Annotated in this window: 35 protein-coding genes and 1 pseudogene; 9 read left to right on the top strand and 27 right to left on the bottom strand. The window is 65.0% G+C overall.

From position 1 onward, the window contains the following. Both ABD866_RS12480 and ABD866_RS12475 read left to right on the top strand, forming a co-directional pair. Nucleotides 1-90: pseudogene (locus tag ABD866_RS12480) on the top strand (DUF4148 domain-containing protein); the annotation flags it as partial. Nucleotides 91-162: 72 nt separating this feature from the next. Further along, nucleotides 163-456: a DUF4148 domain-containing protein gene (locus ABD866_RS12475; RefSeq protein ID WP_345065498.1), complete on the top strand. Its 294-nt coding sequence runs from the start codon at nucleotides 163-165 to the stop codon at nucleotides 454-456. A gap of 444 nt (nucleotides 457-900) precedes the next feature. On the opposite strand, the gene ABD866_RS12470 is transcribed toward ABD866_RS12475, so the two are convergent. The 9 genes from ABD866_RS12470 to ABD866_RS12430 form a co-directional block, all read right to left on the bottom strand. Further along, nucleotides 901-1,317, bottom strand: coding sequence for a F0F1 ATP synthase subunit epsilon (locus ABD866_RS12470; protein ID WP_345065495.1), 417 nt, complete (start codon nucleotides 1,315-1,317; stop codon nucleotides 901-903). 82 nt (nucleotides 1,318-1,399) lie between these two features. Beyond that, nucleotides 1,400-2,809, bottom strand: a complete 1,410-nt coding sequence (gene atpD / locus ABD866_RS12465; RefSeq protein ID WP_345065492.1) for a F0F1 ATP synthase subunit beta — start codon at nucleotides 2,807-2,809, stop codon at nucleotides 1,400-1,402. Between the two features lie 33 nt (nucleotides 2,810-2,842). After that, nucleotides 2,843-3,709, bottom strand: coding sequence for a F0F1 ATP synthase subunit gamma (gene atpG / locus ABD866_RS12460; RefSeq protein ID WP_345065489.1), 867 nt, complete (start codon nucleotides 3,707-3,709; stop codon nucleotides 2,843-2,845). A 20-nt stretch (nucleotides 3,710-3,729) separates the two neighbouring features. Continuing rightward, on the bottom strand, nucleotides 3,730-5,289 hold the full coding sequence (gene atpA, locus ABD866_RS12455; protein ID WP_345065486.1) for a F0F1 ATP synthase subunit alpha: 1,560 nt from the start codon (nucleotides 5,287-5,289) through the stop codon (nucleotides 3,730-3,732). A 43-nt stretch (nucleotides 5,290-5,332) separates the two neighbouring features. Next, the gene (locus ABD866_RS12450) at nucleotides 5,333-5,875 is read right to left on the bottom strand and encodes a F0F1 ATP synthase subunit delta (protein WP_345065483.1); all 543 of its coding nucleotides are present in this window, start codon (nucleotides 5,873-5,875) and stop codon (nucleotides 5,333-5,335) included. 10 nt (nucleotides 5,876-5,885) lie between these two features. Continuing rightward, on the bottom strand, nucleotides 5,886-6,356 hold the full coding sequence (locus ABD866_RS12445) for a F0F1 ATP synthase subunit B (protein WP_345065481.1): 471 nt from the start codon (nucleotides 6,354-6,356) through the stop codon (nucleotides 5,886-5,888). 34 nt (nucleotides 6,357-6,390) lie between these two features. Next, complete coding sequence (gene atpE / locus ABD866_RS12440; protein WP_345065478.1) at nucleotides 6,391-6,660, bottom strand: F0F1 ATP synthase subunit C; 270 nt, start codon at nucleotides 6,658-6,660, stop codon at nucleotides 6,391-6,393. Between the two features lie 58 nt (nucleotides 6,661-6,718). Then, a complete protein-coding gene (gene atpB, locus ABD866_RS12435) occupies nucleotides 6,719-7,597 on the bottom strand; it encodes a F0F1 ATP synthase subunit A (protein WP_345065475.1) in 879 nt (292 codons plus the stop codon). A gap of 19 nt (nucleotides 7,598-7,616) precedes the next feature. Then, on the bottom strand, nucleotides 7,617-8,093 hold the full coding sequence (locus tag ABD866_RS12430; protein ID WP_345065472.1) for an ATP synthase subunit I: 477 nt from the start codon (nucleotides 8,091-8,093) through the stop codon (nucleotides 7,617-7,619). 272 nt (nucleotides 8,094-8,365) lie between these two features. On the opposite strand from ABD866_RS12430, the gene ABD866_RS12425 reads away from it, so the two are divergent. The 5 genes from ABD866_RS12425 to ABD866_RS12405 all read left to right on the top strand — a co-directional run bounded on the left by ABD866_RS12425 (nucleotide 8,366) and on the right by ABD866_RS12405 (nucleotide 12,035). After that, nucleotides 8,366-8,659 carry a YbeD family protein gene (locus tag ABD866_RS12425; protein ID WP_345065469.1) on the top strand — a complete coding sequence of 98 codons (294 nt, stop codon included), beginning with the start codon at nucleotides 8,366-8,368 and terminating at the stop codon, nucleotides 8,657-8,659. A gap of 62 nt (nucleotides 8,660-8,721) precedes the next feature. Next, nucleotides 8,722-9,363 carry a lipoyl(octanoyl) transferase LipB gene (gene lipB / locus ABD866_RS12420; protein ID WP_345065713.1) on the top strand — a complete coding sequence of 214 codons (642 nt, stop codon included), beginning with the start codon at nucleotides 8,722-8,724 and terminating at the stop codon, nucleotides 9,361-9,363. A gap of 18 nt (nucleotides 9,364-9,381) precedes the next feature. Further along, on the top strand, nucleotides 9,382-10,371 hold the full coding sequence (gene lipA, locus ABD866_RS12415) for a lipoyl synthase (RefSeq protein ID WP_345065466.1): 990 nt from the start codon (nucleotides 9,382-9,384) through the stop codon (nucleotides 10,369-10,371). A gap of 41 nt (nucleotides 10,372-10,412) precedes the next feature. Beyond that, nucleotides 10,413-11,123: an AraC family transcriptional regulator gene (locus tag ABD866_RS12410; protein ID WP_345065464.1), complete on the top strand. Its 711-nt coding sequence runs from the start codon at nucleotides 10,413-10,415 to the stop codon at nucleotides 11,121-11,123. A gap of 78 nt (nucleotides 11,124-11,201) precedes the next feature. Beyond that, nucleotides 11,202-12,035, top strand: a complete 834-nt coding sequence (locus ABD866_RS12405) for a DMT family transporter (protein WP_345065461.1) — start codon at nucleotides 11,202-11,204, stop codon at nucleotides 12,033-12,035. Nucleotides 12,036-12,406: 371 nt separating this feature from the next. Here ABD866_RS12405 and ptsP read toward each other — a convergent pair whose 3' ends face one another. The 5 genes from ptsP to ABD866_RS12380 all read right to left on the bottom strand — a co-directional run bounded on the left by ptsP (nucleotide 12,407) and on the right by ABD866_RS12380 (nucleotide 16,749). Continuing rightward, on the bottom strand, nucleotides 12,407-14,164 hold the full coding sequence (gene ptsP, locus ABD866_RS12400) for a phosphoenolpyruvate--protein phosphotransferase (protein ID WP_345065459.1): 1,758 nt from the start codon (nucleotides 14,162-14,164) through the stop codon (nucleotides 12,407-12,409). 90 nt (nucleotides 14,165-14,254) lie between these two features. Next, nucleotides 14,255-14,524 carry an HPr family phosphocarrier protein gene (locus tag ABD866_RS12395; protein ID WP_345065456.1) on the bottom strand — a complete coding sequence of 90 codons (270 nt, stop codon included), beginning with the start codon at nucleotides 14,522-14,524 and terminating at the stop codon, nucleotides 14,255-14,257. Next, complete coding sequence (locus ABD866_RS12390; RefSeq protein ID WP_345065453.1) at nucleotides 14,493-14,942, bottom strand: PTS sugar transporter subunit IIA; 450 nt, start codon at nucleotides 14,940-14,942, stop codon at nucleotides 14,493-14,495. The genes ABD866_RS12395 and ABD866_RS12390 overlap by 32 nt, the downstream gene beginning before the upstream one ends. Next, on the bottom strand, nucleotides 14,939-16,222 hold the full coding sequence (locus ABD866_RS12385; protein WP_345065450.1) for an MFS transporter: 1,284 nt from the start codon (nucleotides 16,220-16,222) through the stop codon (nucleotides 14,939-14,941). The genes ABD866_RS12390 and ABD866_RS12385 overlap by 4 nt, the downstream gene beginning before the upstream one ends. Next, nucleotides 16,219-16,749 carry a hypothetical protein gene (locus ABD866_RS12380; RefSeq protein ID WP_345065447.1) on the bottom strand — a complete coding sequence of 177 codons (531 nt, stop codon included), beginning with the start codon at nucleotides 16,747-16,749 and terminating at the stop codon, nucleotides 16,219-16,221. The genes ABD866_RS12385 and ABD866_RS12380 overlap by 4 nt, the downstream gene beginning before the upstream one ends. A gap of 197 nt (nucleotides 16,750-16,946) precedes the next feature. Between ABD866_RS12380 and ABD866_RS12375 the strand changes: the two genes are divergently transcribed. Both ABD866_RS12375 and ABD866_RS12370 read left to right on the top strand, forming a co-directional pair. Then, complete coding sequence (locus ABD866_RS12375; RefSeq protein WP_345065444.1) at nucleotides 16,947-17,450, top strand: TlpA disulfide reductase family protein; 504 nt, start codon at nucleotides 16,947-16,949, stop codon at nucleotides 17,448-17,450. Between the two features lie 119 nt (nucleotides 17,451-17,569). Continuing rightward, nucleotides 17,570-18,061, top strand: a complete 492-nt coding sequence (locus tag ABD866_RS12370) for a GNAT family N-acetyltransferase (RefSeq protein WP_345065442.1) — start codon at nucleotides 17,570-17,572, stop codon at nucleotides 18,059-18,061. A 423-nt stretch (nucleotides 18,062-18,484) separates the two neighbouring features. On the opposite strand, the gene ABD866_RS12365 is transcribed toward ABD866_RS12370, so the two are convergent. The 13 genes from ABD866_RS12365 to ABD866_RS12305 all read right to left on the bottom strand — a co-directional run. Further along, the gene (locus tag ABD866_RS12365; RefSeq protein WP_345065440.1) at nucleotides 18,485-18,991 is read right to left on the bottom strand and encodes a peroxiredoxin; all 507 of its coding nucleotides are present in this window, start codon (nucleotides 18,989-18,991) and stop codon (nucleotides 18,485-18,487) included. A 120-nt stretch (nucleotides 18,992-19,111) separates the two neighbouring features. Beyond that, nucleotides 19,112-19,381 carry a 30S ribosomal protein S17 gene (rpsQ, locus tag ABD866_RS12360; RefSeq protein ID WP_345065437.1) on the bottom strand — a complete coding sequence of 90 codons (270 nt, stop codon included), beginning with the start codon at nucleotides 19,379-19,381 and terminating at the stop codon, nucleotides 19,112-19,114. 9 nt (nucleotides 19,382-19,390) lie between these two features. After that, nucleotides 19,391-19,585: a 50S ribosomal protein L29 gene (gene rpmC, locus ABD866_RS12355; RefSeq protein ID WP_345065434.1), complete on the bottom strand. Its 195-nt coding sequence runs from the start codon at nucleotides 19,583-19,585 to the stop codon at nucleotides 19,391-19,393. 16 nt (nucleotides 19,586-19,601) lie between these two features. Then, nucleotides 19,602-20,018 carry a 50S ribosomal protein L16 gene (gene rplP, locus ABD866_RS12350; protein ID WP_345065431.1) on the bottom strand — a complete coding sequence of 139 codons (417 nt, stop codon included), beginning with the start codon at nucleotides 20,016-20,018 and terminating at the stop codon, nucleotides 19,602-19,604. Between the two features lie 2 nt (nucleotides 20,019-20,020). Next, nucleotides 20,021-20,896, bottom strand: a complete 876-nt coding sequence (gene rpsC, locus ABD866_RS12345) for a 30S ribosomal protein S3 (RefSeq protein ID WP_345065428.1) — start codon at nucleotides 20,894-20,896, stop codon at nucleotides 20,021-20,023. Nucleotides 20,897-20,911: 15 nt separating this feature from the next. Continuing rightward, nucleotides 20,912-21,244, bottom strand: coding sequence for a 50S ribosomal protein L22 (rplV, locus tag ABD866_RS12340; protein ID WP_119967500.1), 333 nt, complete (start codon nucleotides 21,242-21,244; stop codon nucleotides 20,912-20,914). Nucleotides 21,245-21,254: 10 nt separating this feature from the next. Continuing rightward, a complete protein-coding gene (gene rpsS, locus ABD866_RS12335) occupies nucleotides 21,255-21,533 on the bottom strand; it encodes a 30S ribosomal protein S19 (RefSeq protein WP_024813777.1) in 279 nt (92 codons plus the stop codon). A 10-nt stretch (nucleotides 21,534-21,543) separates the two neighbouring features. Beyond that, on the bottom strand, nucleotides 21,544-22,368 hold the full coding sequence (gene rplB, locus ABD866_RS12330) for a 50S ribosomal protein L2 (protein WP_345065421.1): 825 nt from the start codon (nucleotides 22,366-22,368) through the stop codon (nucleotides 21,544-21,546). A gap of 2 nt (nucleotides 22,369-22,370) precedes the next feature. After that, on the bottom strand, nucleotides 22,371-22,685 hold the full coding sequence (gene rplW, locus ABD866_RS12325; protein WP_345065419.1) for a 50S ribosomal protein L23: 315 nt from the start codon (nucleotides 22,683-22,685) through the stop codon (nucleotides 22,371-22,373). Beyond that, nucleotides 22,682-23,302, bottom strand: coding sequence for a 50S ribosomal protein L4 (gene rplD / locus ABD866_RS12320; protein WP_345065416.1), 621 nt, complete (start codon nucleotides 23,300-23,302; stop codon nucleotides 22,682-22,684). Before rplD ends, rplW begins: the two co-directional genes overlap by 4 nt. Beyond that, complete coding sequence (rplC, locus tag ABD866_RS12315; RefSeq protein ID WP_345065413.1) at nucleotides 23,302-23,976, bottom strand: 50S ribosomal protein L3; 675 nt, start codon at nucleotides 23,974-23,976, stop codon at nucleotides 23,302-23,304. The genes rplD and rplC overlap by 1 nt, the downstream gene beginning before the upstream one ends. A gap of 204 nt (nucleotides 23,977-24,180) precedes the next feature. Then, nucleotides 24,181-24,492, bottom strand: coding sequence for a 30S ribosomal protein S10 (gene rpsJ, locus ABD866_RS12310; RefSeq protein ID WP_003059431.1), 312 nt, complete (start codon nucleotides 24,490-24,492; stop codon nucleotides 24,181-24,183). 27 nt (nucleotides 24,493-24,519) lie between these two features. Continuing rightward, a partial coding sequence (locus ABD866_RS12305) for an EF-Tu C-terminal domain-related protein (protein ID WP_345065411.1) occupies nucleotides 24,520-25,053 on the bottom strand: 534 nt, incomplete at its 5' end.

Genomic DNA, 25,053 nt, shown 5'->3' with positions numbered 1-25,053 from the left:
GTGCAGTCCAGCGCCGACCGCGCTGCGGTGCGCGCCCAGGCCGCCGATGCCGTGCGCACGGGCCAGATCCGCTCGGGTGAGCTGGGCTGATCGCCCGCCGCTGCGCTGTCTTTGAACCCTTTTTTTCAGTCCTGTTTTCTTCTGTTGTTGAGGAGTCCCATCATGAACGTTTCCCGTATGCTTTCGATCGCTGCCCTGGCCGCTGTGGCTTCGTTTGGTGCACAGGCCGATGAGGCCGATGGTTCGCAGTTTGCGCTGCAGGCCGAGACGAACCGCACCCGCGCCGAAGTGCAAGCCGAGGCCGCTACGGTGGCCGCGACCCGTAGCCAGGAGCCTGCTGGCTCCCGCGTGCTGTCGGCGCAGTCGAGCGCGGACCGCGCTGCAGTGCGCGCCCAGGCGGCCGATGCGGTGCGCACGGGTCAGATTTCCTTCGGTGAAGTCGGCCTGAAGATGTAAGCGGGTGCAGGCCTGGCGGCCTGCTGCTGGCGGGGGGCGGGCGCTTGGGCGCACTGGTGTCCCCACGCTGCACGATGAGGCAAGACGTCACAAGACGCTTGTCAAAGCACAAAGGGCTCCCGAGGGAGCCCTTTGTGCTTTGTGTCCGGGTACGTTGCGCCAACGAAGCGCAGGGCTGCCGCTTACTTGCCGCGGGCCTGCGCCACGGCAGCCTGGGTTTCCTTCCACAAGCCCTCGCCCACATGGGCGGCAATGCTGGCGTTTGCGGCGCTCAGTTTGGCGGTGCAGCGAAGGCCGCACGCCATGCAGGCACAGACTGCCCGGACACTGGGCTGCACGCATCCCGCGGCGCAGGCCCACGAGGGGGGCCGCTCAAAACAAAAGGCCCGAAGCGTGCCTCGGGCCTTTTGGCGTTGCAGCGGCCGGGCAAGGCCCGGAAACGGCTTACTTCTTCTGGCGGAACTTGCGCAGCGCAGCGATCTGGGCAGCCATGATCGCCAGCTCCGACTGGGCCTTGGCCAGGTCCAGATCGCTCTTGGCGTTCTTCAGCGCTTCTTCGGCCGCGGCCTTGGCAGCATTGGCCTTCTCGTCGTCCAGATCCTTGCCGCGCACGGCGGTGTCGGACAGCACGGTCACACGGTTCGGCTGCACCTCCAGGATGCCGCCAGCGACGAAGACAAACTCCTCATCGCCATTGGCCATCTCGATGCGCACCGAGCCGGGCTTGATGCGGGTGATCAGCGGGGTGTGGCGGGGGTAGATCCCCAGCTCGCCGGCTTCACCGGGCAGCGCCACAAAGCGCGCTTCACCGGAGAAGATGGACTCCTCGGCACTGACCACGTCGACGTGGATGGTGTTCATCATGGCTCCTAGGAAAGGGGTTGAGGCTGGGAGTGCCAGACCACAGAGCGCACGGCGTGCGCGCCTGCGGTCTTAGGCCGCCTTAGCCGGCGATCTTCTTGGCCTTTTCAAAGGCTTCGTCGATCGTGCCCACCATGTAGAACGCCTGCTCGGGCAGATGGTCGCACTCACCGTTGACGATCATCTTGAAGCCGCGGATCGTTTCGGACAGCGGCACATACTTGCCGGGCGAGCCCGTGAACACTTCGGCCACGTGGAACGGCTGCGACAGGAAACGCTGGATCTTGCGGGCGCGGGCCACGATCAGCTTGTCTTCCGGCGCCAGTTCGTCCATGCCCAGAATCGCGATGATGTCGCGCAGCTCCTTGTAGCGCTGCAGCGTGCCTTGCACCGAACGGGCCACGCCATAGTGCTCTTCACCCACCACTTGGGGGTCGAGCTGGCGGCTGGTCGAGTCCAGCGGGTCCACGGCGGGGTAGATACCCAGAGCGGCGATGTCACGCGACAACACCACGGTGGAGTCCAGGTGGGCGAAGGTCGTGGCAGGCGAGGGGTCGGTCAAGTCATCGGCAGGCACGTACACGGCCTGGATCGAGGTGATCGAGCCAACCTTGGTCGACGTAATACGCTCTTGCAGACGGCCCATTTCTTCGGCCAGCGTCGGCTGGTAGCCCACGGCAGAAGGCATACGGCCCAGCAGAGCGGACACTTCCGTACCGGCCAGGGTGTAGCGGTAGATGTTGTCCACGAAGAACAGCACATCACGGCCTTCGTCGCGGAAGGACTCGGCGATGGTCAGACCGGTCAGCGCCACGCGCAGACGGTTGCCCGGGGGCTCGTTCATCTGGCCGTAGACCATGGACACCTTGGACTCGCCCAGGTTCTCCAGGTTCACCACGCCGGAATCGGCCATTTCGTGATAGAAGTCGTTGCCCTCACGGGTACGCTCGCCCACGCCAGCGAACACCGACAGACCCGAGTGGGCCTTGGCGATGTTGTTGATGAGCTCCATCATGTTCACGGTCTTGCCCACACCGGCGCCACCGAACAGACCCACCTTGCCGCCCTTGGCGAACGGGCACACCAAGTCAATCACCTTGATGCCGGTTTCGAGCAGTTCCTGCGAGGGGCTCAGCTCGTCGTACGCCGGTGCCTTGCGGTGGATGGACGCCGTGAGCGCCTGGTCCACAGGGCCGCGCTCGTCGATGGGGTTGCCCAGCACGTCCATGATGCGGCCCAGGGTGGCCTTGCCCACGGGCACGGTGATGGGGTTGCCGGTGTTGGTGACCATCAGGCCACGCTTGAGACCGTCGGACGAGCCGAGCGCAATGGTGCGGACGATGCCGTCACCCAGCTGCTGCTGCACTTCCAGCGTCAGCGCCGAGCCTTCGAGCTTGAGGGCGTCGTACACCTTGGGCATCTGGTCGCGCGGGAACTCCACGTCCACCACGGCGCCGATACATTGAACAATCTTGCCTTGCACTTGAGCCATTTTTCGCTCCAATATTGATGTCTGTCGGGCTGCTTACACAGCAGCGGCGCCTGCCACGATCTCGGAAAGTTCCTTGGTGATCGCCGCCTGACGGGTCTTGTTGTAGACCAGCTTCAGCTCCGCAATCACATTGCCGGCGTTGTCGGTGGCGGCCTTCATGGCCACCATCCGCGCCGACTGCTCGGACGCCATGTTTTCCGCGACAGCCTGGTAGATCAGGGATTCGACATAGCGGACCAGCAACTCGTCGATCACGGTCTGGGCATCGGGCTCATAGATGTACTCCCAGCCGTGTTCCGTGCTCTGCGTCTGCATCTCTTCCGAGGACAGGGGCAGAAGACGCTCGACCACCGATTCCTGCTTCATCGTGTTGATGAACTTGGTGTAGCTCAGGTACACCGCGCTAATCCTGCCTTCCGCGTAAGCGTCGAGCAGGACCTTGACGGGGCCGATGAGCTTGTCGAGGTGAGGCGTGTCGCCCAAACCCGTGGCGTGCGCGACCACCTTGGCGCCGATGCGGTTGAGGAAACCCAGGCCCTTGTTGCCAATGGCCACGGCTTGGGTTTCGACGCCTTGCGCCTGCAGTTCGCGCAGCTTGCCGGTCACGGCACGCAGCACGTTGGTGTTCATCCCGCCGCACAGGCCCTTGTCGGTCGTCACCACGATGATGCCGGCCTGCTTGGCGTCGTTCACCTGCATGAAGGGGTGCACGTACTCCGGGTTGGCCTGGCCCAGGTTCGCCGCAATGTTGCGAACCTTCTCGCTGTAAGGACGGGCAGCGCGCATCCGGTCTTGCGCCTTGCGCATTTTGGATGCGGCCACCATTTCCATGGCCTTGGTGATCTTCTTGGTGTTCTCCACCGATTTGATCTTGCCGCGTATTTCCTTGCCTGCTGCCATGATGGCTCCTCGTCCGGGGTTTAAGCGAACGACTTCTTGAACGCCGTGATGGCAGCGGTCAGCTCGGCCTCGTCCTTGCCTTCCTTGTCGAAAGCACGGTTCTTTTCCAGGCGTTCGAGCAGGGCAGCGTAGCTGGTCTTCAGGAACTGGTGCAGGCCGGATTCGAACGCGAGCACCTTCTTGACGTCGATGTCGTCCAGGAAACCCTTGTTCACGGCGAACAGCGTGGCACCCATGAGCGACACGGGCAGTGGGCTGTACTGCGGCTGCTTGAGCAGTTCGGTCACGCGGGCACCACGGTCGAGCTGCTTGCGGGTGGCTTCGTCCAGATCGGAAGCGAACTGCGCGAACGCAGCCAGTTCACGGTACTGTGCGAGGTCGGTACGGATACCGCCCGACAGGCCCTTGATCAGCTTGGTCTGGGCTGCACCCCCCACGCGCGACACCGAGATACCGGCGTTGATGGCGGGGCGGATACCGGCGTTGAACAGGCTGGTTTCCAGGAAGATCTGGCCGTCCGTGATCGAGATCACGTTCGTAGGCACGAAGGCCGACACGTCACCCGCCTGGGTTTCGATCACAGGCAGTGCCGTCAGCGAGCCCGTCTTGCCCTTGACTTCACCCTTGGTGAAGGCTTCCACGTAGTCGGCATTCACGCGAGCGGCGCGCTCGAGCAGGCGGCTGTGGAGATAGAACACGTCGCCAGGGAAAGCTTCGCGGCCCGGCGGGCGGCGCAGAAGCAGCGAAACCTGGCGGTAGGCTACAGCCTGCTTGGACAGATCGTCGTACACGATCAGGGCGTCTTGGCCGCGGTCGCGGAAGTACTCACCCATCGTGCAGCCCGAGTAGGCCGACACGTACTGCATGGCCGCCGATTCGGAAGCCGAGGCAGCCACCACGATGGTGTAGTCCATGGCACCGGCCTGCTCGAGAGCGCGCACCACGTTCTTGATCGACGAAGCCTTCTGGCCAATCGCAACGTAGATACACGTCACGCCCTGGCCCTTCTGGTTGATGATGGCGTCGATCGCCACAGCGGTCTTGCCGGTCTGGCGGTCGCCAATGATCAGTTCGCGCTGGCCACGGCCGATCGGCACCATCGAGTCAATCGACTTCAGACCGGTCTGCAGCGGTTGGTCCACCGACTGGCGGGCGATCACGCCCGGAGCGACCTTCTCGATCACGTCGGTCATCTTGGCGTTGATCGGGCCTTTGCCGTCGATGGGCTGACCCAGGGCGTTCACCACGCGGCCCACGAGTTCGGGGCCCACGGGCACTTCCAGAATGCGGCCCGTGCACTTGACGGTATCGCCCTCGGAGATGTGCTCGTATTCGCCCAGAATCACGGCACCGACGGAGTCACGCTCGAGGTTCAGTGCCAGGCCATAAGAGGGCTGGCCGTCCTTGGTAGCCGGGAATTCGAGCATTTCGCCCTGCATCACTTCCGACAGGCCATGGATGCGCACGATACCGTCCGTCACGGACACCACGGTGCCCTGATTCCGGATGTCACCGCTGGCGGCCAGGCCTTCGATGCGGCTCTTGATCAGTTCAGAAATCTCTGCGGGATTGAGTTGCATGACTCTTTCCTTCTTTCTTGGGTTAGCCGAGACCTCGGGCGCGTTACGCCGTGAGGGCCGCTTTCATTTGTTCGAGACGGGCCTTGACGGAGGTGTCCAGCACCTCGTCGCCTACGACCACGCGGACGCCGCCGATCAGCGACTCATCCACCTGGGTGGAGAGGTTGAGCTTGCGGCCGAAACGCTTTTCGAGCGAAGCCCCAAGGTCGCTGAGCGCAGCCGCATCCAGCGGGAAAGCGCTGTACACGATCGCGTCCGACAAACCGTTGCGCTGGTTCACAAGGGCGCGGAACTGCGCAGCCACTTCGGGCAGCGCGCTGAGGCGACCGTTTTCGAGAACCGTGCGCAGGAAATTCTTGGCAACATCCGGCAGCGGGGAGCGAACCACCCCAGTCATGATGTTGAACACTTGGTCCAACGTCACTTTGGGGTTGTCGGCCAGCTGGGACAACTGAGGGTCGGCGGCAATCGCCGCCAGTTCGTCCACCCAGGCCAGGACACCGCCCCAATCGGCAGTACCGGCAGCGACGCTGGCCTTGTACAGGGCGTCGGCGTAAGGGCGGGCAATGGTGGCGAGTTCTGCCATGTGCGTCCCCTTACAGCTCGGTCTTCAGGCGGTTCAGCAGGTCGGCATGGACGCCAGCATTGACTTCCTTGCGGAGAATCTGCTCAGCACCCTTGACGGCAAGCGCTGCCACCTGCTCGCGCAGGGCCTCGCGGGCCTGAATCATCTGCTGCTCGGCTTCAGCGCGAGCTGCGGCGATGATCTTGTTGCCTTCCTCCGTAGCGCGTGCCTTGGCCTCGTCCACGATGGCCTGGGCACGACGGTCGGCGTCCGCAAGACGCGAGGCCGTTTCATTGCGCGTCTGGGCCAGTTCCTTCTCGACGCGCTGGTTCACAGCGGTCAATTCAGATTTGGCGCGGTCAGCAGCAGCGAGGCCATCGGCGATTTTCTGGGCTCGTTCATCCAACGCCTTGGTAATGGGCGGCCACACGAATTTCATCGTGAACCACACCAGAACGAAAAAGACGATGATCTGAAAGAACAGGGTCGCGTTGATACTCACGGCAACACCTTTCTAAGATGGCGTTGACGGAAGATTACTTCGGAACGCTGGCCAGGAACGTAGCGGCAAAGGGGTTTGCAAACGCAAACAGCAGGGCGATAGCAACGCCGATCAGGAAGGCCGCATCGATCAGACCAGCCAAGATGAACATCTTGGTTTGAAGTTCGTTGATCAGCTCAGGCTGGCGAGCGGACGATTCAAGGAACTTGCCGCCCATCAGAGCGATACCGATCGAAGCACCGATAGCGCCGAGGCTCACAATCAGACCGCAAGCCAGAGCAACGTAACCGAGAATGTTTTCCATGATAACTCCTGAGTAAAAAAGAAAAGTTAAGAGAACAACGAGAGGGAAACCAGAACCATCAGTGCGCTTCGTGCGCCTGACCCAGATAAATCAGCGCGAGCATCATGAAAATGAACGCTTGCAACGTGATCACGAGAATGTGGAAGATCGCCCACAGCGAGCCAGCGATCACATGCCCCACAGGCAGCAGCACGCCGGAGAGCGACAGCGCAGCGGCGCCGCCCATCAGGGCAATCAGCATGAACACCAACTCACCTGCGTACATGTTTCCGAACAGTCGCATGCCGTGGGACACCGCCTTGGCGACGTACTCAATGATCTGCATGGTGACGTTGACCACACCCAGAATCACGGCGAACAGCGGGTTCTTGCTCGTGCCAAACGGCGCGCTGACCAACTCATGGGTCCAGCCGCCCAGGCCCTTGATTTTCACGCTGTAGTAGAGGCACAGCAGCAAAACAGACACCGCCAAACCAAGCGTGGTCGACAGATCGGCCGTGGGCACCACGCGCAGATACGCATCGTGGGGGTCGCGACCAGTCAGCTCATAGATCTTTGCCCAGATCGAAGGCAGCAGGTCCACGGGCAGCATGTCCATGGCGTTCATCATGAAGATCCAGACGAACACCGTCAGGGCCATGGGACCAATGAATTTGCGGCTGTTGGCGTTCTTGACGTTGGCCTTGGTTTGCGTGTCCACCATTTCCACCAGCATTTCTACTGCTGCCTGAAAACGGGTGGGAACCCCTGCCGTGGCCTTGCGGGCACCCAGCCACAGGATGAACAACCCCAAAAAGCCCACCACAAAACCGATCACCAAGGAATCGATGTTCACCACCGAAAAGTCCACGATGGTTTTTTGTTTGATGTTCTGAAGATGCTGCAGGTGGTGAACGATGTATTCACTTGCAGTCGGACCATGCGCTTCTGCGGCCATCGGACAACTCTTCTCTATATCAATCGGTTTTTCGAACACCGGGTCGCATCCAGAGAGCCACCCAGTACATCTTCATCGTGATCACCATGCCCACCAGCAGCGCCAGCCAGCTCAGCTGCGGCACCACCTTGGGCGCCGCTAGCAGCAGCACCACGGTCAACGCGATCTTTGCCAACTCCCACCCCAGCAGTCGAGCCAGCAGACTTCCTGCCACTGCAGCACCTGTTTTGCGCGTGATGCCACGCGCCACGAGTGCTGCTGGAACGACCACCGCCACGGCACCGTAGGCCGCCGACCAGCCCACAGAGGCTCGCCCGCTGACCCACCACGCCATCACAGCCACCAGCACTCCGAGCACCGCCTGCCCCACGACCACAGACCATACGGAGGTGGCGGGATGGCGCATGCGCCACTGCTGCGCCTCTTGGGCGGACAGGGGCTTGAAGTCGGAGTCTTCGACCTCAGCTCCTTCATCGAACGGGCGCTTTTCTTGCATGAAACTTGACCCGCAGCAGATGCCGGAACTTTTGCAAAGCCTCTAATTATAAGTAAAAACCCGTGCGATCCTCCACAAAGACCCTGCGCGGGTCTGTGGAGGCATGTTGGCGTGCGCGACCGCCCTTGCCGCAGCGCACGACAATCGCCCTCCGCGCCCCAGTCCGCGCGGCCCGCCACGCGCACGCTTTGCAGCTTGTCAGCCTCCCGTGGCGATCGCATGACAAAGCGCCCGTCCCGTGCTGAAGCCCCTGCCCCGAACCCGCCTGACCCATGACATCCGCACCCACCCCTGGCTCTGATCCGCGCAAGGATTCGCTGATCGAATACCCCTGCCTGTTTCCCATCAAGGTGATGGGGCTCAAGGTCGAGGCCCTGCTGCCCGCCGTGATTGAAACCGCGCGCCAGCACGACCCGGCATTTGATGCCGAGCGCATTGAGTTGCGCGAGAGCCGCGGCGGCAACTACCTGGGCGTCACGATCCATGTGACCGCAACCAGCCGCGCGCAGCTGGATGCGCTCTACATGGCGCTGTCGGGCCATCCGCTGGTCAAGGTGGTGCTGTGACCACGCAGGCCCTGGCGCCCGAGCGGCTGGGCCGCGTGGACTATGCACCCACCGTGCAGGCCATGCAGGACTACACCGCGCAGCGCGGTCCGCAGGACGCCGACCGCCTGTGGCTGTGCGAGCACCCACCCACCTTCACGCAGGGCGTGGCCGGCAGTGCCGACCATCTGCTGGCCCCGGGCGACATTCCGGTGGTGGCCACCAACCGCGGCGGCCAGGTCACCTACCACGGCCCAGGCCAGGTGGTGGCCTACCCGCTGATCGATCTGCAGCGCGCGGGCTACTTCGTGAAGGAGTACGTCTACCGCATTGAAGAAGCCGTGATCCGCACGCTCGCGCACTACGGCGTCACTGGGCACCGCGTGGCGGGCGCACCCGGCATTTACGTGCGGCTGGACGACCCGGGCAGCCATGCCATGCTGCCGCAGCGCCCACAGCGCCGCGCCGATGGCAGCCCCCCGCCGCCCCCAGATTTCACCGGCCTGGGCAAGATCGCAGCGCTGGGCATCAAGGTCAGCCGCCACTGCACTTACCACGGCGTGGCGCTGAACGTGGCGATGGACCTGGAGCCCTTTCTGCGCATCAACCCTTGCGGCTACGCAGGCTTGTCCACGGTGGACCTTTCTACAATCGGGGTCCACACCACCTGGGACGATGTGGCGCAGCGGCTGGGCCAACAGCTTGCGCAGCGCCTCGCGCCCTGAACCCGCAGCGAGTCCGCCATGAGCACCTCTGACGTCGTGCGCGAAGCACAGTCCACCGACACCTACAACCCGCTGGCCAAGCAGAAGGCCGCCGCAAAGCTCTCGCGCATCCCGATCAAGGTGGAGCAGGGCGAGGTGCTCAAGAAGCCCGAGTGGATCCGCGTGAAGGCCGGCAGCCCCACCACGCGCTTTTACGAGATCAAGCAGATCCTGCGCGAGCACAAGCTGCACACCGTGTGCGAGGAAGCCAGCTGCCCCAACATCGGCGAATGCTTCGGCAAGGGCACGGCCACGTTCATGATCATGGGCGACAAATGCACGCGCCGCTGCCCGTTCTGCGACGTGGGCCACGGCCGCCCCGACCCGCTGGACGCGCAAGAGCCCGAGAACCTGGCCAAGACCATTGCGGCGCTCAAACTCAACTACGTGGTGATCACCAGCGTGGACCGCGACGACCTGCGCGACGGCGGCGCGGGCCACTTTGTCGAATGCATCCGCCGCACGCGTGAGCTGTCGCCGCGCACGCAGATCGAGGTGCTGGTGCCCGACTTCCGCGGCCGCGACGACCGCGCGCTCGAGATCCTCAAGGCCGCACCGCCTGATGTGATGAACCACAACCTCGAAACCGTGCCGCGCCTGTACAAAGAGGCACGCCCCGGTTCGGACTACCAGTTCAGCCTGAACCTGCTCAAGAAGTTCAAGGCCCTGCACCCGAACGTGCCCACCAAGAGCGGCTTGATGGTCGGCCTGGGCGAGACGGACGAAGAAATCCTGCAGGTGATGCGCGACATGCGGGCGCACGACATCGACATGCTCACCATCGGCCAGTACCTGGCCCCGAGCAACAGCCACCTGCCTGTGCGCCGCTATGTGCACCCCGACACCTTCAAGATGTTCGAGGAAGAGGCCTACAAGATGGGCTTCAGCCACGCCGCGGTGGGCGCGATGGTGCGCAGCAGCTACCACGCCGACCAGCAGGCCCATGCGGCCGGCGTGACGGGCGCCTGAGCGGCCGCGCAGCCCCCTCTCCCGCCCCTGCATCCGCCCCCATGCAGCCCGCCGCGCCCGCCCTGTCGCTGCGGCGCTATGGCGCGTCGCCGGGCAGCCATGCGCACGCGCATTTCCAGGTGCTGGTGGGGCTGGAAGGCGCGCTCGACCTCGACGTGGAAGGCCGTGGTCACCGGCTGCAGGCCGGTGAGGGCTGCGTGATCGCGCCCGGCGCGCGGCACGACTTTGAAGCCCGTAGCGGCAGCCTGTGCCTGGTGCTGGATGCGCACAGCCCGCACTGGGCCGCCTGCTCCGCCGCCGGGCCATTTGCGCCGCAGTTGCCGCCTGCTGTGCCCGCGCTGGCGCGCTACCTGCAGGCGGCGCTCGAACGGGGCCAGCCGCTGGCCCAGCAGTTCGGCCCCGCGTTGCTGCTGGAGGCCTGGCAACCCACCCCGCTGCCGACCGCCGCCTTTGCGGCCCGCGCGCGCCGTATCGACTGGCATGCGCTGGCCGCCTGGGCTCTGGCGCAGCCGGGGGCATGGCCCGATCTGGCCGCGTTGGCTGCGCGCGTACACCTGAGCCCGGGGCAGCTCAATGCGCGCTGCCGCGCCGAATGCGGCCAGCCGCTGATGGCCTGGCTGCGCGGCCAGCGTCTGGCGCAGGCGCGTGCGCTGCGCGCGCAGGGCCTGGCCGTGGCCGAGGTGGCGCGCCGCGTGGGCTATCGCTCGCCCTCAGCCCTGACGGCCGCGCTGCGGCGCCAGCACGGCGGCTGAGCCCTCAGCCTGCCACACCCCGTTTGCGCGACGGCGCACCGCCAGCGCGCGACGATGGCCGCGCGTATGCTCGGGCGCATGCATCCGAACCTCTATGCCCTGGGCGCCATCGCCATGTGGGCCTCGCTGGCCACGCTGGGCGTGTCGCTCACGCATGTGCCGCCGTTCCTGCTCACGGGCATTGCGCTCATCATCGGCAGCGTGCCAGCTTGGCCGTTTGTGCTGCGCGACCCGCGCCAGTGGCGCATTCCGCTGCGCACCCTGGCGCTGGGGGTCTATGGGCTGTTTGCGTACCACTTCCTGTTGTTCATCGCGCTGCGCCACGCGCCTGCGGTGGAGGCGAACCTCGTCAACTACCTGTGGCCGCTGTTCATCGTGGTGCTGGCGCCCGTGGTGCTGCCGGGTGTGCGGCTGCGCTGGGCGCACATCGCGGCGGCACTGCTGGGCTTTGCGGGTGCGGCGCTGGCCATCACCAGCGGGCGCGGGCTGAGCGGCACGCTCGCCTGGGGTTACCTGCCGGCGCTGGGTGCGGCCTTCATCTGGGCCACGTATTCGCTGGGCACCAAGCGCGTAGCGGCCTTTCCGACCACGGCGATCGGCCTGTTCGGCCTGGTGTCGGGCCTGCTGTCGCTGCTGTGCCATGTGCTGCTGGAGCCCGCGGCCACGCTGCAGGGGCGCGACTGGCTGCTGCTCGCACTGTTGGGCCTGGGCCCGCTGGGCGCGGCGTTTTTTCTGTGGGACAAGGCGCTCAAGCTGGGCGATGCCCGGCAGATCGGCATCCTGAGCTATGCCACGCCGCTCGCGTCCACCGCACTGCTGGTGCTGACCAGCGGGCGGCCGTTCAGCCTGAGCATCGTGATGGCCACCCTGCTGATCATGGCGGCGGCCGTGCTGGGGATGCGGGCGCGGTAGGCACCGCCATCTACTGAAGCAGATCGGCCTGCAGCCCAGCCAAATCAAGTACGAGCAGCTATTGATTCAATAGCACTCCAAAGCCGAAAGACGCGCCTCGCGGCGCGGTGCTCAGGGGTTGGCCGCGCCATGTGCCACCCCATCACCACGTGCAAGGCTTCAGGCCATTTCGGCCTGCAGCCCAGCCAAATCAAGCACGAGCAGCTATTGATTCAATAGCACTCCAAAGCCGAAAGACGCGCCTCGCGGCGCGGTGCTCAGGGGTTGGCCGCGCCATGTGCCACCCCATCACCACGGGCAAGGCTTCAGGCCATTTCGGCCTGCAGCCCAGCAAAGTCAAGCACGACCAGCTATCAAAAAAGTAGCATCCATCACAAACCAGGCGCCGGACTGGCTGGCACCTCGCCCGCCAGCACGCGCTGCGCCCAGGGCGCGAGCTTGCGCGTGTCGGCGCGCAGCACCTCCTGCTTGACGGCCAGGATCTGCGCCGGGTGCATGGAGAAGCTGCGCAGCCCCAGGCCCAGCAGCAGACGCGTCATGCTCACGTCGCCCGCGGTTTCGCCGCACACGCTCACGCTCTTGCCCTGCGCCGCGCCCTCGGCGATCACGTCGGCCACCAGGCGCAGCACGGCAGGGTGCAGCGGGTCGTAGAGGTGGGCCACGGCCTCGTCGGCGCGGTCGATGGCCAGCGTGTACTGGATCAGGTCGTTGGTGCCGATGGAGAGGTAGTCGAAGTACTGCAGGAAGGTGCGCACCATGAGGGCGGCGGCCGGCACTTCGATCATCGCGCCCAGGCGCACCGCGCCGTAGGCCTGGCCGCGCGCGTCCAGCTCGGCCCGGGCGAGCTGCACCTGCGCCAGGGTCTGCTCGATCTCGTGCCGGTGCGCGAGCATGGGGAACAGCAGGTTCACCTTGCCGTGCGCGGCGGCGCGCAGTACGGCCCGCAGCTGCGTGCGGAACATCACCGGGTCGGCCAGGCTCCAGCGGATGGCGCGCAGACCGAGCGCGGGATTCAGGTGGCTGTCCTTGTGGCCTTTGTCAAGCGGCTTGTCGGCCCCCACGTCGATGGTGCGGATGGTGACCGGCAGGCCCTGCATGCCTTCGATGGCGTCGCGGTAGGCACGGTACTGCTCCTCTTCATCGGGCAGGCGTCCTTCGCGGCCCATGAACAAAAACTCGCTGCGGAACAGGCCCACGCCCACGGCCCCGGCACGCACGGCGCCTTCGGCGTCGGTGGGCTGCTCGATGTTGGCCAGCAATTCCACGCGCTGGCCGTCGATGGTGACCGCCGGCGTGTGGCGCAGGCGCGAAAGGCGCTCGCGCTCCAGCTCGGTCTGGCGCTGGCGGAAGCCGTATTCGGCCAGGATGATGGGCGAGGGATCGACGATGACCACGCCCGCATCGCCGTCGATGATGACCCAGTCGTCCTGGCGCACGAGCTGGCTGGCCGCGCGGGCTGCCACCACGGCCGGAATGTCCATGCTGCGCGCCACGATGGCGGTGTGCGAGGTCTTGCCGCCCACGTCGGTGACGAAGCCTGCGAACACGCTTTGCTTGAAGGCCAGCATGTCGGCCGGCGACAGGTCGTGCGCCACCAGCACCAGGGGCACGTCCACGGTGTCGTCGAGCAGCAGGTCCTGCTGCGTCTTGCGCCGCGGGCTCGCGGCCGGCGGGGCCACGGGGCTGGCCACGCCCTTCATGTGGCGCAACACGCGCTCGACCACCTGCTCCAAGTCGGCCTTGCGCTCGCGCAGGTAGTCGTCCTCCATCTCGTCGAACTGGCGGGCCACGATCTCCAGTTGCGTGGTCAGCGCCCATTCGGCGTTGTAGAGGCGTTCGGTGATCCAGTGCTTGACGCCGCCCGTGAGCGCATCGTCCTGCAGCAGCATCAGGTGCACATCCAGCAGCGCGGCCAGCTCGTGCGGCGCGTCGGCCGGCATGTCGGCCTGCAGGCGCTGCAATTCCTCCACCACCGCGTTGCGGCCGCGGCGCACGCGGTCGATCTCGGCCTCGACCTGCTCGGGCTTGATGAAGTAATGCGCCACGTCCACGCGGCTCGATGCGACCAGCACCGCGCGCCCGATGGCAATGCCCCGGGCCACCGCCAGACCGTGGACGGCAAAGGTCATGGGCGGCCTTCCAGGTGCGCAGCCGCCCGTACCCCCCCAGGGGGCAGCGACCACACGCGGTGCGGGAGCGTGGAGGCCATCATCACCCGTTCACTCCCCTTCGCCAAACTTGTCGTTGATCAGCGCCACGAGTGCGTCCATGGCCTCCTGCTCCCGGTCGCCTGCGGTCTCGATCATCACCTCGGTGCCGATGCCGGCGGCCAGCATCATCACGCCCATGATGCTCTTGGCGTTCACGCGGCGCTCGCCGCGGCTCATGAACACTTCGCACGGAAAACTGCCGGCCAGCTTGGTGAGTTTGGCCGAGGCGCGGGCGTGCAGGCCCAGCTTATTGCTGATGGTGATACGGGTCTGGATCATGGGAAGAACGTCGGGGCTGGTTCTGCGGCGCGGCAATCGCCACCTGCATCACGCCTTGGGTGCCGCCGGCCACGGCGCGCAGCACCACCGAATCAAAGGGCTCGCGGCGGTAGCTCACGGCGCGCAGCAGCATGGGCAGGTTCACGCCCGTGACCAGGCGCGAGCGCACACCGTCCACCAGGCGCTGGGCCACGTTGCAGGGGGTGGCGCCGAACACATCGGTGAGCACGAGCACGGGGCCGTCGTCCCAGGCGGCGGTCAGCAGGCGGGCCTGGGCCAGCGATTCCTCGGGCGGTGCGTTGGGCTGCACGTCGAGCGCCACCACATCGTCGCCGCAGTCGGGAAACACATGCAGCGCGCACTGCCGCAGCGCGTGGGCCAGGGGGGCGTGGGCAATCAGCAGGATGCGGGTGGTCATGGGCGCAAAGTCTCCGCTGCATTATCGCTGCGCCCCTGCAGCACAAACCACAGGTACGACCCGACATTGCACAGCAGGAACACCGCCATCGCGCCCTGAAAGCTCGCCACCGTCTCCCAGCCCAGCGCGCGCAGCCCGTCCACCAGCAGGCCAATGCCCCACTGCACCACGAACACACCCGCAAAGATCACCAGGTTGAAAGCCGACAGCGCCCGCCCGGCCAGCGCCGACGGAAACGCCAGCGCCACGGCCGGCTGCGCGAGCGAGACAAACGTGCACGACACGCAGAACAACGCCCAGGCCGCCCCCCCCGCCTGAGGGCCTGCGGCAATGATGCCGCCCAGCACCAGCAGCGACAGCGGCAGGCCCGCGCGCATCAGGCGGTTGGCATTCCAGCCGCGGCGCATCAGCACAGGGTTGACCATGCCCCAGGCCCAGAAGGTGCAAAGCATGGACACGTTGACCCAGAACAGGCCCGTTGCGGCCTCCAGCGCGCTGTAGCCGGCCACGCGCTGCATCCAGGGCCCGGCCCAGAGCGTCTGCACCGCCACCATGCCGCCGTACACAAAAAAGCCCAGCGGCATCAGGCGGCGGAAGTACGGATGCCGCCACACCTCGCCATAGCCGGGCGCTGGCACTGCAGGCGTGGCGGCCTGCACCCCGGTACCGGTGGCGGGGCGGGCTGCGCTGGGGCCCGGCGTGTCCTGTTGCCAGCGCGGCACCACCCACACAATGAGCAGCATGGCCAGCGCAAACAAGCCGCCCAGCGCCCAGAACAAAGGCCGCCAACCCACCACCGGCAGCGCCCATTGCACCGGCAACGTGGAGGCCACCATGCCCAGCGAGCCGGTCATGAGCATCCAGGCATTGGCGCGCATCTGGGCCACGGGCTCCAGCCAGCGCCGGTAGCCCGTCAAGGGAGCCATGAGGCAGGCGCTCACACCCGCACCGCACAGCAGTCGCCCGAGCAGCAACCCGCCAAAACCATCGGCCAGCGAAAACACGAGGCTGCCAACGATCGCCACGCCCAGAAAGGCGAGCGAGACCTTGCGCGGGCCATGGCGGTCCAGCCAGGCGCCCAGCGGCAGTTGCGTGGCCGCAAAGCCCAGAAAGTAGCCGCCTGCCAGCAGGCCTAGGTCGGCAGCGCGCAGCGAAAACTCCTGCGCCAGCGTGGGCGCAAGCGTGGCCGTGATGGCCCGCACCAGCGCCGACAGGAAGTACGCAAACGCAAACGCCAAGAACACCGTGACGGCCGCACGGCGGCTGAGCAGTGCGCTCACTTGAGCACCAGGCCGTTGAAGAAGACGTCGGCCACTTCGGGCCGCGGTGCGCGGCTGTAGAGGGCGGCATGGTACAGGTGCACCTCGGGGCCGACCACACGGGCAAACCAGGCGGCCTGCAGCGTGACGGCGGCGCCGTCCGGCCGCTGGCCCTGCACGGTGGTGCGCACGGCTTCGGGCAGCGCCAGCGCGCCCTTGGGCACAAACGGCGTCGTGGCGGCCGGCCATGTCGCACCTGCACGTGCGGAGGCGGCGGCCTGCCAGTGCTGCAGCGCCACCGCAGGCGTGGTGCCCGCAGGCAGCACGGCGTGCGACACCGCAAAGGTCGCGCCGTCGGCTTCGCAACCCATCATTTCCATCTGCACCGCCTGGCCAGCCAGCGCGACGCGGCGCGCCTCCTGGTCAGGCTTGCACGGGAAGGTGGTTCCCAGCGCCGCGGCGTCGAACATCACAGTGCGCCAGTTCAGCGCCGGGCTACAGCCCACCAGCAGGGCCGCCAGGCCCGCACCCACCACAAGGCATTTCATGGAGGCATTATGGGCACAGCGGCCGAGCGCGCAGGCCTCGTGAACTTTGTCGCACTGGCAGGGTCCACTTTGGTCTGCTCGCTGGCGCGGGCCTGGCCGCACACGGCCAGCTGCTGTGGCCGATTAGGCGTGTGGCAGACAATAGGGGCCTGCCGCGTGCGCGCGGCGAGGGCCAATCTTTCTGAACGGGGCATGTCATGGGTGTGAAGCAGTGGGCAGTGGCGGGCGTGGTGGCGTTGTTTGCGGCCATCGGCGCGTGGGTGTACCTGGACACCGGCCGCGCACCGGCCCCCGCCAGCACCTTCGTGCTGCTGGACGGCAGCCGCAAGACCACGGCCGACCTGCAGGGCAAGGTCACGCTGGTCAACTTCTGGGCCACCAGCTGCACCAGCTGCGTGGCCGAAATGCCCGACCTGGTGAACACCTACCAGAAGTACCGCGACAAGGGCTTCGACACCGTGGCCGTCGCCATGAGCTACGACCCGCCCAGCTACGTGGTGAACTTCACCGAGACGCGCAAGCTGCCCTTCAAGGTGGCGATCGACAACACTGGCGAGGTGGCCAAGGCCTGGGGCGACGTGCGCCTGACCCCCACCACCTTCGTCGTCAACAAGCGTGGCGAGATCGTGAAGTCCTTCGTGGGCACGCCCGACTTCGCGGCCTTGCACCAGCTCATCGAAAAGCTGCTGGCCGAAGGCTGAAGCCCGCCCGCCTCCTGCAGCCAAGCCCCCGCATTGCGCGCGCCAGCGCCCGCTGCAAGGGCGAAGGCCAGCCGGGTACACTGCGGGCCTGTTTTTCGACGCCGCCCGACGCGCCTGCCGTGGACAAGCCCTCTGTCTCGCTGATCGCCCCGACGACCCCCGACGAGTGGGACGCCGTGCGCGACATCTTCCGGGAATACGCCGCCAGCCTGAGCGTGGACCTGTGCTTCCAGAACTTTGACGCAGAACTGGCCCAGTTGCCCGGCGACTACGCGGCGCCCCGCGGCCTGCTGCTGCTGGCGCTGGTGGACGGCGCCGTGGCCGGCTGCTGTGCGTTGCGCCCGCTGGATACCGCCGACTACCCCAACGCCGCCGAGATGAAGCGCCTGTACGTGCGCAAGGCGTTCCGCGGCTTTGGGCTGGGACGGGAGCTGACCGAGGCGATTCTGGACGGCGCACGCCGCGCAGGCTACGCCAGCGTGCTGCTCGATACGCTGGACGACATGGAATCGGCCCGGGCGCTCTACGCCGACCTGGGCTTCGAAGAAATCCCACCCTACTACCACAGCCCCATTGCGGGCGCACACTACCTCAAGGTGGACATCGACTGAGCGTCGGCCCAACGCGCGGCGCGGGGTCCAGATGGCCATCGCAGAGACTGCACGCCGGGCGGGCTCTCGGCGGTGCAGTCGTCAACCGTCGCTAGAGGTTTTGGTACGGCACGAGAACGTACAGGCAGCCCGGAAGGCGCTCGGCTACTCGGCTGCTGACTGCGAGTGTTTTGAGGTGCTTGTGCTTGAAAATCAAGCACAAGCAGCTATCAAATCCATAGCAACCAGTATTTCTGCACCCTAGGCGCTTGCCGCCTGAAGTCTGCGGCGGCCACCCCACACACTGGGCCGCACAGCGCAGGGCATGGTGCCTGCCAGGCCTTGGCACCGCCGCAAAAGCAAAGGCGCTGCGCCCAGCGGGGCGGCAGCGCCTTGGCGGACTTCCACTGCCGGGCACCTGAGATGCCCGGCCGAGGGCCTTCGTCAGGCCTTGGCCTGGGCCAGCAGCGTGTCGGCGTCGCTGACCTCGAACTTGCCCGGGGCCTCGACGTTCAGGCTCACCACTTTGCCGTCGCGCACCAGCATCGAGTAGCGGTTGCTGCGCAGGCCCAGGCCACGGCCGTTGAGGTCCAGCGTCAGGCCCGTGGCCTTGGCAAAGGCCGCATCGCCATCGGCCAGCATGCGCACCTTGCCGGCGGTCTTCTGGTCACGCGCCCACGCGCCCATCACAAACGCGTCGTTCACCGACAGGCACCAGATCTCGTCCACGCCTGCGGCCTTGAAGGCGTCGGCCTTGTCCACAAAACCTGGCACATGCTTGGCCGAGCAGGTGGGCGTGAAGGCGCCGGGCACAGCAAACACCGCAATGGTCTTGCCCGCAGCGGCTTTGTCCACGGCCACGGGGTTCGGGCCGATGCTGCAGCCCTCGCCTTCGACTTCCGAATACTCCATCAGCGTGGTGGAAGGCAATGCGTCGCCGACCTGGATCATGAGAGGCTCCTTTTCTGTAGGGTTTGCCGAAGGCGCACCATGCACCCTCCCAAAAGCAAAACGGCCCACATTGTGGGCCGTTTGGGAGAGCCCTGCTGGGTGCAGGGCTGCAGGCAGGTCTTAAACCAGACCCGCTTTTTGGACCAGGCGGGTCGCAACCCAGTTCTTGGTCTTGGAGATCGGACGGCTTTCCGTGATTTCGATCACGTCGCCCAGCTTGTACTCGCCCTTTTCGTCATGGGCGTGGTACTTGCTCGACTTGGCCACGATCTTGCCGTAGAGCTCGTGCTTCACACGGCGCTCGACCAGCACGGTCACGGTCTTGGCACGCTTGTCGCTGACCACCTTGCCAATCAAGGTGCGCTTGAGGGATTTTTTAGCTTCCGTCATGTCGGCTCCTTACTTGGCGGCTTGCTTTTCAGCAAGGATGGTCTTCGCGCGGGCGATGTCGCGACGGGTCACGCGCAGCGAGGCGGTGTTGCCCAGTTGCTGCGTGGCCTTCTGCATGCGCAGACCGAAGTGGGCCTTTTGCAGGGCCTTGACTTCGGCTTCGATGCCGGCAACGTCTTTTTGGCGCAGTTCAGCAGCTTTCATCTCTTCTTCTCCTGAATCAAGCACCAATGTGGCGGCTGACGAACGTGGTGCGCAGCGGCAGCTTGGCAGCGGCCAGACGGAAGGCCTCGCGAGCGAGTTCTTCGGGCACGCCCACGATTTCGAACACGATCTTGCCGGGCTGGATTTCTGCCACGTAGTACTCAGGGTTACCCTTGCCGTTACCCATACGCACTTCTGCGGGCTTGGTCGAGATCGGCTTGTCGGGGAACACGCGGATCCAGATACGGCCACCACGCTTGACGTGGCGGGAAATCGCACGGCGTGCGGCTTCGATCTGGCGGGCCGTCAAGCGGCCACGGTCCGTGCACTTGAGCCCGAAGTCACCGAAAGCGACCGAGTTGCCACGGGTGGCAACGCCGGTGTTACGGCCTTTTTGCTCCTTGCGATACTTGCGGCGAGCAGGTTGCAGCATGTTTATTCTCCTTTACCGTCCGCTGCTGTAGCGGGCGCGCCTACCTTGCGGACGCGCTTAACGGCGTTGTCGGCGCCACCGGCTTCGGCAGGCTTGTCGCTGCCATCAGCCGGAGCGGCGTTGCCACCCATGGGGCGGCGGGCGCCACGGCCAGCACCATTGCGATCGCCAGGACGGCCATCGCGGCGCGGACCACGGGGACGACGCTCTTCTTCCGGACGCGGCGTTTCCGCCACCGGCAGGTCGCCACGACCCAGCGTGTCACCCTTGTAGACCCACACCTTCACGCCGATCACACCATAGGTGGTCTTGGCTTCCGAGGTGCCGTAGTCGATGTCGGCGCGCAGCGTGTGCAGCGGCACGCGACCTTCACGGTACCACTCGGTGCGAGCGATTTCGATGCCGTTCAGACGACCCGACGACATGATCTTGATGCCCTGAGCACCCAAGCGCATGGCGTTCTGCATCGCACGCTTCATGGCGCGACGGAACATGATGCGCTTTTCGAGCTGCTGGGTGATGCTGTCGGCGATCAGCTTGGCATCGATTTCCGGCTTGCGCACTTCTTCGATGTTCACAGCCACCGGCACGCCCAGGCGCGTCGCGAGTTCCTTCTTCAGGTTCTCGATGTCCTCACCCTTCTTGCCGATCACCACGCCCGGACGTGCCGAGTAGATCGTGATACGGGCGTTCTTGGCGGGGCGCTCGATCAGAATGCGCGACACAGCGGCGTTCTTCAGCTTGGCCTTCAGGTACTCACGCACCTTGATGTCTTCGGCCAGCATGCCCGCGAAGTCGCGGTTGCTGGCGTACCAACGGCTGGCCCAGTTGCGGCTGACCGCCAGGCGGAAGCCGGTAGGATGGATTTTCTGTCCCATATTCTTCCTCGGCCCTTAGTTGCCCACCGTCACGTACACATGGCACGTGGGCTTGCTGATGCGGTTGCCGCGGCCCTTGGCGCGCGCGGTGAAACGCTTGAGCGTGGTGCCCTGCTCAACGTAGATGGTCTTGACGCGGAGTTCGTCAATGTCGGCACCGTCGTTGTGCTCGGCGTTGGCAATCGCGGACTCCAGCACCTTCTTGACAATGCCGGCGGCCTTCTTCTGCGTGAACGTCAGGATGTTCAGCGCCTGGTCCACCTTCTTGCCGCGGATCAGATCGGCCACCAGGCGGCCCTTGTCGACCGACAGGCGAACGCCACGGAGGACTGCACGTGTTTCAGACATGGTCTACTCCTTATTTCTTCTGGACTTTTTTGTCCGCGGGGTGACCCTTGAAGGTGCGCGTCAGGGCGAATTCGCCCAGCTTGTGGCCCACCATCTGGTCGGTGACATAGACCGGCACGTGCTGCTTGCCGTTGTGCACGGCAATGGTCAGACCGATGAACTCGGGCAGAACCATGGAGCGACGCGACCAGGTCTTGACAGGCTTCTTGTCCTTGGTGGCAATGGCCTTCTCGACCTTGGCCAGCAAGTGATGGTCAACAAACGGACCCTTTTTGAGAGAACGAGTCATTTGCTACCCCTTACTTCTTACGACGCGACACGATCATCACCTGCGTGCGCTTGTTGTTGCGGGTGCGGTAGCCCTTGGTCAGGTTGCCCCACGGGTCGACAGGATTGCGGCCTTCGCCGGTACGGCCTTCACCACCACCGTGCGGGTGGTCGATCGGGTTCATGGCCACACCGCGAACGGTCGGACGAATGCCCATCCAGCGCTTCACACCGGCCTTGCCCAGTTGGCGCAGGCTGTGCTCTTCGTTGGCCACTTCACCGATGGTGGCGCGGCATTCGATGTGGATCTTGCGCACTTCACCCGAGCGCATACGCACCTGGGCGTACGTGCCTTCACGGGCCAGCAGCGTTGCCGAGGCACCTGCCGAGCGGGCGATCTGCGCACCGGCACCGGGCTTGAGCTCGATGCAGTGGATGGTCGAACCCACAGGGATGTTGCGGATGGGCAGCGTGTTGCCAGCGCGGATCGGGGCTTCGGAGCCGGACAGCAGGGTGCTGCCCACTTCCACGCCACGGGGCGCAATGATGTAGCGACGCTCGCCGTCGGCATAGCACAGCAGTGCAATGTGGGCCGTACGGTTGGGGTCGTACTCGACGCGCTCGACCTTCGCCGGGATGCCGTCCTTGTTGCGACGGAAGTCCACCACGCGGTAGTGGTGCTTGTGACCACCGCCCTTGTGACGGGTCGTGATGTGACCGTTGTTGTTGCGGCCCGACTTCTGGTGCTGGGGTTCCAGCAGCGGAGCGTAGGCTTCACCCTTGTACAGGTGGTCACGCGTCACCTTCACCACAGCGCGCTGGCCGGGCGAGGTGGGTTTCATCTTGATGACTGCCATGATTAAGCGGCCTCCCCGGACAGGTTCAGTTCCTGGCCCGGCTTCAGGGTCACATAGGCCTTGCGCACGTTGTCACGGCGGCCCACGGTCTTGCCGAAACGCTTGGTCTTGCCTTTGGTATTCACCACCGACACGCCCTTCACTTCGACCTTGAACATCAGCTCCACGGCGGCCTTGATTTCAGGCTTGGTGGCGTTCTGCAGCACCTTGAAGGTCACGGCGTTGGACTTCTCTGCCACCAGCGTGGCCTTTTCGGACACGATGGGAGCGACCAGCACCTGCATCAGGCGGCCTTCGTCAAACTTGGGCGTGCTCATGCGAACATCTCCTTGAGTTTGTCGATCGCGCCCTTGGTGACGAGCACTTTCTTGAAACGCACCAGCGACACCGGATCGGCGTAACGGGGCTCGACGACGAGCACGTTGGCCAGATTGCGGGAAGCGAGGTACAGGTTTTCATCGACCTCGTCGGCGATCACCATCACCGACTGCAGGTTCATCGCCTTGAACTTGTCGGCGAGGACCTTGGTCTTGGGGGAATCGACCTTGAGCGAATCCACCACGGCCAGACGACCTTCACGGGCCAGCTGCGACAGGATCGCAGACATGCCGGCGCGGTACATCTTCTTGTTGATCTTCTGGGTGAAGTTTTCTTCCGGCGAGTTCGGGAAGATGCGGCCACCCCCACGCCACAGCGGCGAGGACGTCATACCGGCGCGAGCGTTGCCCGTGCCCTTTTGCTTGAACGGCTTCTTGGTCGAGTGACGGACTTGTTCACGGTCCTTCTGAGCACGGGTACCCTGGCGGGCGTTGGCCTGGTAGGCCACCACGATCTGGTGCACCAGATCTTCGTTGTACTCACGGCCGAACACCGCTTCCGGCGCGTCGTACTTCGACGCAGCCTGGCCTTGTTCATTCAGGAGTTCGAGCTGCATTAGTTCGCTCCTTTGGAGGCTTTGGCCTTGACGGCGGGACGCACGGACACGAAACCACCCTTGGAGCCAGGGATGGCACCCTTGATCAGCAGCAGCTGACGGGCTTCGTCGATGCGGATCACATCGAGGTTTTGCGTGGTGCGGGTGACGTCGCCCATGTGGCCCGTCATGCGCTTTCCGGGGAACACGCGGCCGGGATCCTGTGCCATACCGATAGAGCCGGGCACATTGTGCGAACGGCTGTTACCGTGGGACGCGCGCTGCGAACCCATGTTGTGGCGCTTGATCGTGCCAGCGTAGCCCTTACCGATCGACGTGCCTTGCACATCCACCTTTTGGCCCACAGCAAACACTTCCGTCACGGGCAGCACTGCACCGGCGGCGTACTTGCCAGCGGTTTCGGCCGTCACGCGGAATTCCTGGATGATTTCACCGGCCTCCACACCTGCCTTGGCAAGGTGACCAGCTTCCGGCTTGGTCACACGCGATGCCTTGCGCGAACCGAACGCGACCTGCAGGGCCACGTAGCCATCGTTCTCTTCGGTTTTGACCTGGGTCACGCGGTTGTTGGACACATCCACCACCGTGACGGGCACTGCGTCCCCATCATCGGTGAACAGACGCATCATGCCCACCTTGCGGCCCAGCAACCCGAGGGAGTTGCTCAGACTCATGCTATTTCTCCAAAACTTTCACCGCTGCGACTTCAATTGGCCCCAGCGTTCGCGCCTGCGCGCATGAAAGAAGGTTGATAAAACTCCGCCCCTTCCGCAGACGCAGAAAAGGCGAAGCCGCAAAGTATAACGCGAACCGCTTTTTCAAGCAAGTTCGCGTCATAGAAGGCCGCGCACCCACAGGATGCGCGGTGTGCTGCCGAATTACTGCAGCTTGATTTCGACGTCGACGCCGGCCGGCAGGTCCAGCTTCATCAGGGCGTCCACCGTCTTGTCGGTCGGATCGACGATGTCCATCAGACGCTGGTGCGTGCGGATTTCGAACTGGTCGCGGCTGGTCTTGTTGACGTGCGGCGAACGCAGAATGTCGAAACGCTTCATGCGCGTGGGCAGGGGCACCGGACCCTTGACGATCGCGCCGGTACGCTTGGCGGTGTCGACGATCTCGGCAGCCGACTGGTCGATCAGCTTGTAGTCAAACGCCTTGAGGCGGATGCGGATCTTTTGCTTGGACATGGGAAGTTCCTCGTTCAGATCGTTCGATTAGGCGAGGATCTTGGCCACAACGCCAGCGCCCACGGTACGACCGCCTTCGCGGATGGCGAAGCGCAGACCTTCTTCCATGGCGATGGGGTTGATCAGCTTCACCGTGATGGACACGTTGTCGCCAGGCATCACCATTTCCTTGTCGGCCGGCAGCTCGATCGCGCCCGTCACGTCGGTCGTGCGGAAGTAGAACTGGGGACGGTAGTTGTTGAAGAAGGGGGTGTGGCGGCCGCCTTCGTCCTTGGACAGCACGTACACCTCTGCCGTGAAGTGGGTGTGCGGCTTGATGGAGCCAGGCTTGCACAGCACTTGACCGCGCTCGACTTCTTCACGCTTGGTGCCGCGCAGCAGCAGGCCGACGTTGTCGCCAGCTTGGCCTTGGTCCAGCAGCTTGCGGAACATTTCCACGCCGGTGCAGGTGGTCTTTTGCGTGTCGCGGATGCCCACGATTTCGATTTCTTCACCGACCTTGATCACGCCGCGCTCGACACGACCGGTCACCACGGTGCCGCGACCGGAGATCGAGAACAC

Origin of the sequence: Acidovorax lacteus (assembly GCF_039540375.1) — a bacterium.
Lineage (GTDB): Bacteria > Pseudomonadota > Gammaproteobacteria > Burkholderiales > Burkholderiaceae_C > Acidovorax_G > Acidovorax_G lacteus.
This window is presented reverse-complemented; position numbering and strand designations above follow the sequence as displayed.

Coding starts and splice junctions, on each gene's coding strand:
- ABD866_RS12475 (WP_345065498.1), top strand. CDS start 163: ATGAACGTTTCCCGTATGCTTTCGATCGCTGCCCTGGCCGCTGTGGCT.
- ABD866_RS12470 (WP_345065495.1), bottom strand. CDS start 1,317: ATGAACACCATCCACGTCGACGTGGTCAGTGCCGAGGAGTCCATCTTC.
- atpD (WP_345065492.1), bottom strand. CDS start 2,809: ATGGCTCAAGTGCAAGGCAAGATTGTTCAATGTATCGGCGCCGTGGTG.
- atpG (WP_345065489.1), bottom strand. CDS start 3,709: ATGGCAGCAGGCAAGGAAATACGCGGCAAGATCAAATCGGTGGAGAAC.
- atpA (WP_345065486.1), bottom strand. CDS start 5,289: ATGCAACTCAATCCCGCAGAGATTTCTGAACTGATCAAGAGCCGCATC.
- ABD866_RS12450 (WP_345065483.1), bottom strand. CDS start 5,875: ATGGCAGAACTCGCCACCATTGCCCGCCCTTACGCCGACGCCCTGTAC.
- atpE (WP_345065478.1), bottom strand. CDS start 6,660: ATGGAAAACATTCTCGGTTACGTTGCTCTGGCTTGCGGTCTGATTGTG.
- atpB (WP_345065475.1), bottom strand. CDS start 7,597: ATGGCCGCAGAAGCGCATGGTCCGACTGCAAGTGAATACATCGTTCAC.
- ABD866_RS12430 (WP_345065472.1), bottom strand. CDS start 8,093: ATGCAAGAAAAGCGCCCGTTCGATGAAGGAGCTGAGGTCGAAGACTCC.
- ABD866_RS12425 (WP_345065469.1), top strand. CDS start 8,366: ATGACATCCGCACCCACCCCTGGCTCTGATCCGCGCAAGGATTCGCTG.
- lipB (WP_345065713.1), top strand. CDS start 8,722: ATGCAGGACTACACCGCGCAGCGCGGTCCGCAGGACGCCGACCGCCTG.
- lipA (WP_345065466.1), top strand. CDS start 9,382: ATGAGCACCTCTGACGTCGTGCGCGAAGCACAGTCCACCGACACCTAC.
- ABD866_RS12410 (WP_345065464.1), top strand. CDS start 10,413: ATGCAGCCCGCCGCGCCCGCCCTGTCGCTGCGGCGCTATGGCGCGTCG.
- ABD866_RS12405 (WP_345065461.1), top strand. CDS start 11,202: ATGCATCCGAACCTCTATGCCCTGGGCGCCATCGCCATGTGGGCCTCG.
- ptsP (WP_345065459.1), bottom strand. CDS start 14,164: ATGACCTTTGCCGTCCACGGTCTGGCGGTGGCCCGGGGCATTGCCATC.
- ABD866_RS12395 (WP_345065456.1), bottom strand. CDS start 14,524: ATGATCCAGACCCGTATCACCATCAGCAATAAGCTGGGCCTGCACGCC.
- ABD866_RS12390 (WP_345065453.1), bottom strand. CDS start 14,942: ATGACCACCCGCATCCTGCTGATTGCCCACGCCCCCCTGGCCCACGCG.
- ABD866_RS12380 (WP_345065447.1), bottom strand. CDS start 16,749: ATGAAATGCCTTGTGGTGGGTGCGGGCCTGGCGGCCCTGCTGGTGGGC.
- ABD866_RS12375 (WP_345065444.1), top strand. CDS start 16,947: ATGGGTGTGAAGCAGTGGGCAGTGGCGGGCGTGGTGGCGTTGTTTGCG.
- ABD866_RS12365 (WP_345065440.1), bottom strand. CDS start 18,991: ATGATCCAGGTCGGCGACGCATTGCCTTCCACCACGCTGATGGAGTAT.
- rpsQ (WP_345065437.1), bottom strand. CDS start 19,381: ATGACGGAAGCTAAAAAATCCCTCAAGCGCACCTTGATTGGCAAGGTG.
- rpmC (WP_345065434.1), bottom strand. CDS start 19,585: ATGAAAGCTGCTGAACTGCGCCAAAAAGACGTTGCCGGCATCGAAGCC.
- rplP (WP_345065431.1), bottom strand. CDS start 20,018: ATGCTGCAACCTGCTCGCCGCAAGTATCGCAAGGAGCAAAAAGGCCGT.
- rpsC (WP_345065428.1), bottom strand. CDS start 20,896: ATGGGACAGAAAATCCATCCTACCGGCTTCCGCCTGGCGGTCAGCCGC.
- rplV (WP_119967500.1), bottom strand. CDS start 21,244: ATGTCTGAAACACGTGCAGTCCTCCGTGGCGTTCGCCTGTCGGTCGAC.
- rpsS (WP_024813777.1), bottom strand. CDS start 21,533: ATGACTCGTTCTCTCAAAAAGGGTCCGTTTGTTGACCATCACTTGCTG.
- rplB (WP_345065421.1), bottom strand. CDS start 22,368: ATGGCAGTCATCAAGATGAAACCCACCTCGCCCGGCCAGCGCGCTGTG.
- rplW (WP_345065419.1), bottom strand. CDS start 22,685: ATGAGCACGCCCAAGTTTGACGAAGGCCGCCTGATGCAGGTGCTGGTC.
- rplD (WP_345065416.1), bottom strand. CDS start 23,302: ATGCAGCTCGAACTCCTGAATGAACAAGGCCAGGCTGCGTCGAAGTAC.
- rplC (WP_345065413.1), bottom strand. CDS start 23,976: ATGAGTCTGAGCAACTCCCTCGGGTTGCTGGGCCGCAAGGTGGGCATG.
- rpsJ (WP_003059431.1), bottom strand. CDS start 24,492: ATGTCCAAGCAAAAGATCCGCATCCGCCTCAAGGCGTTTGACTACAAG.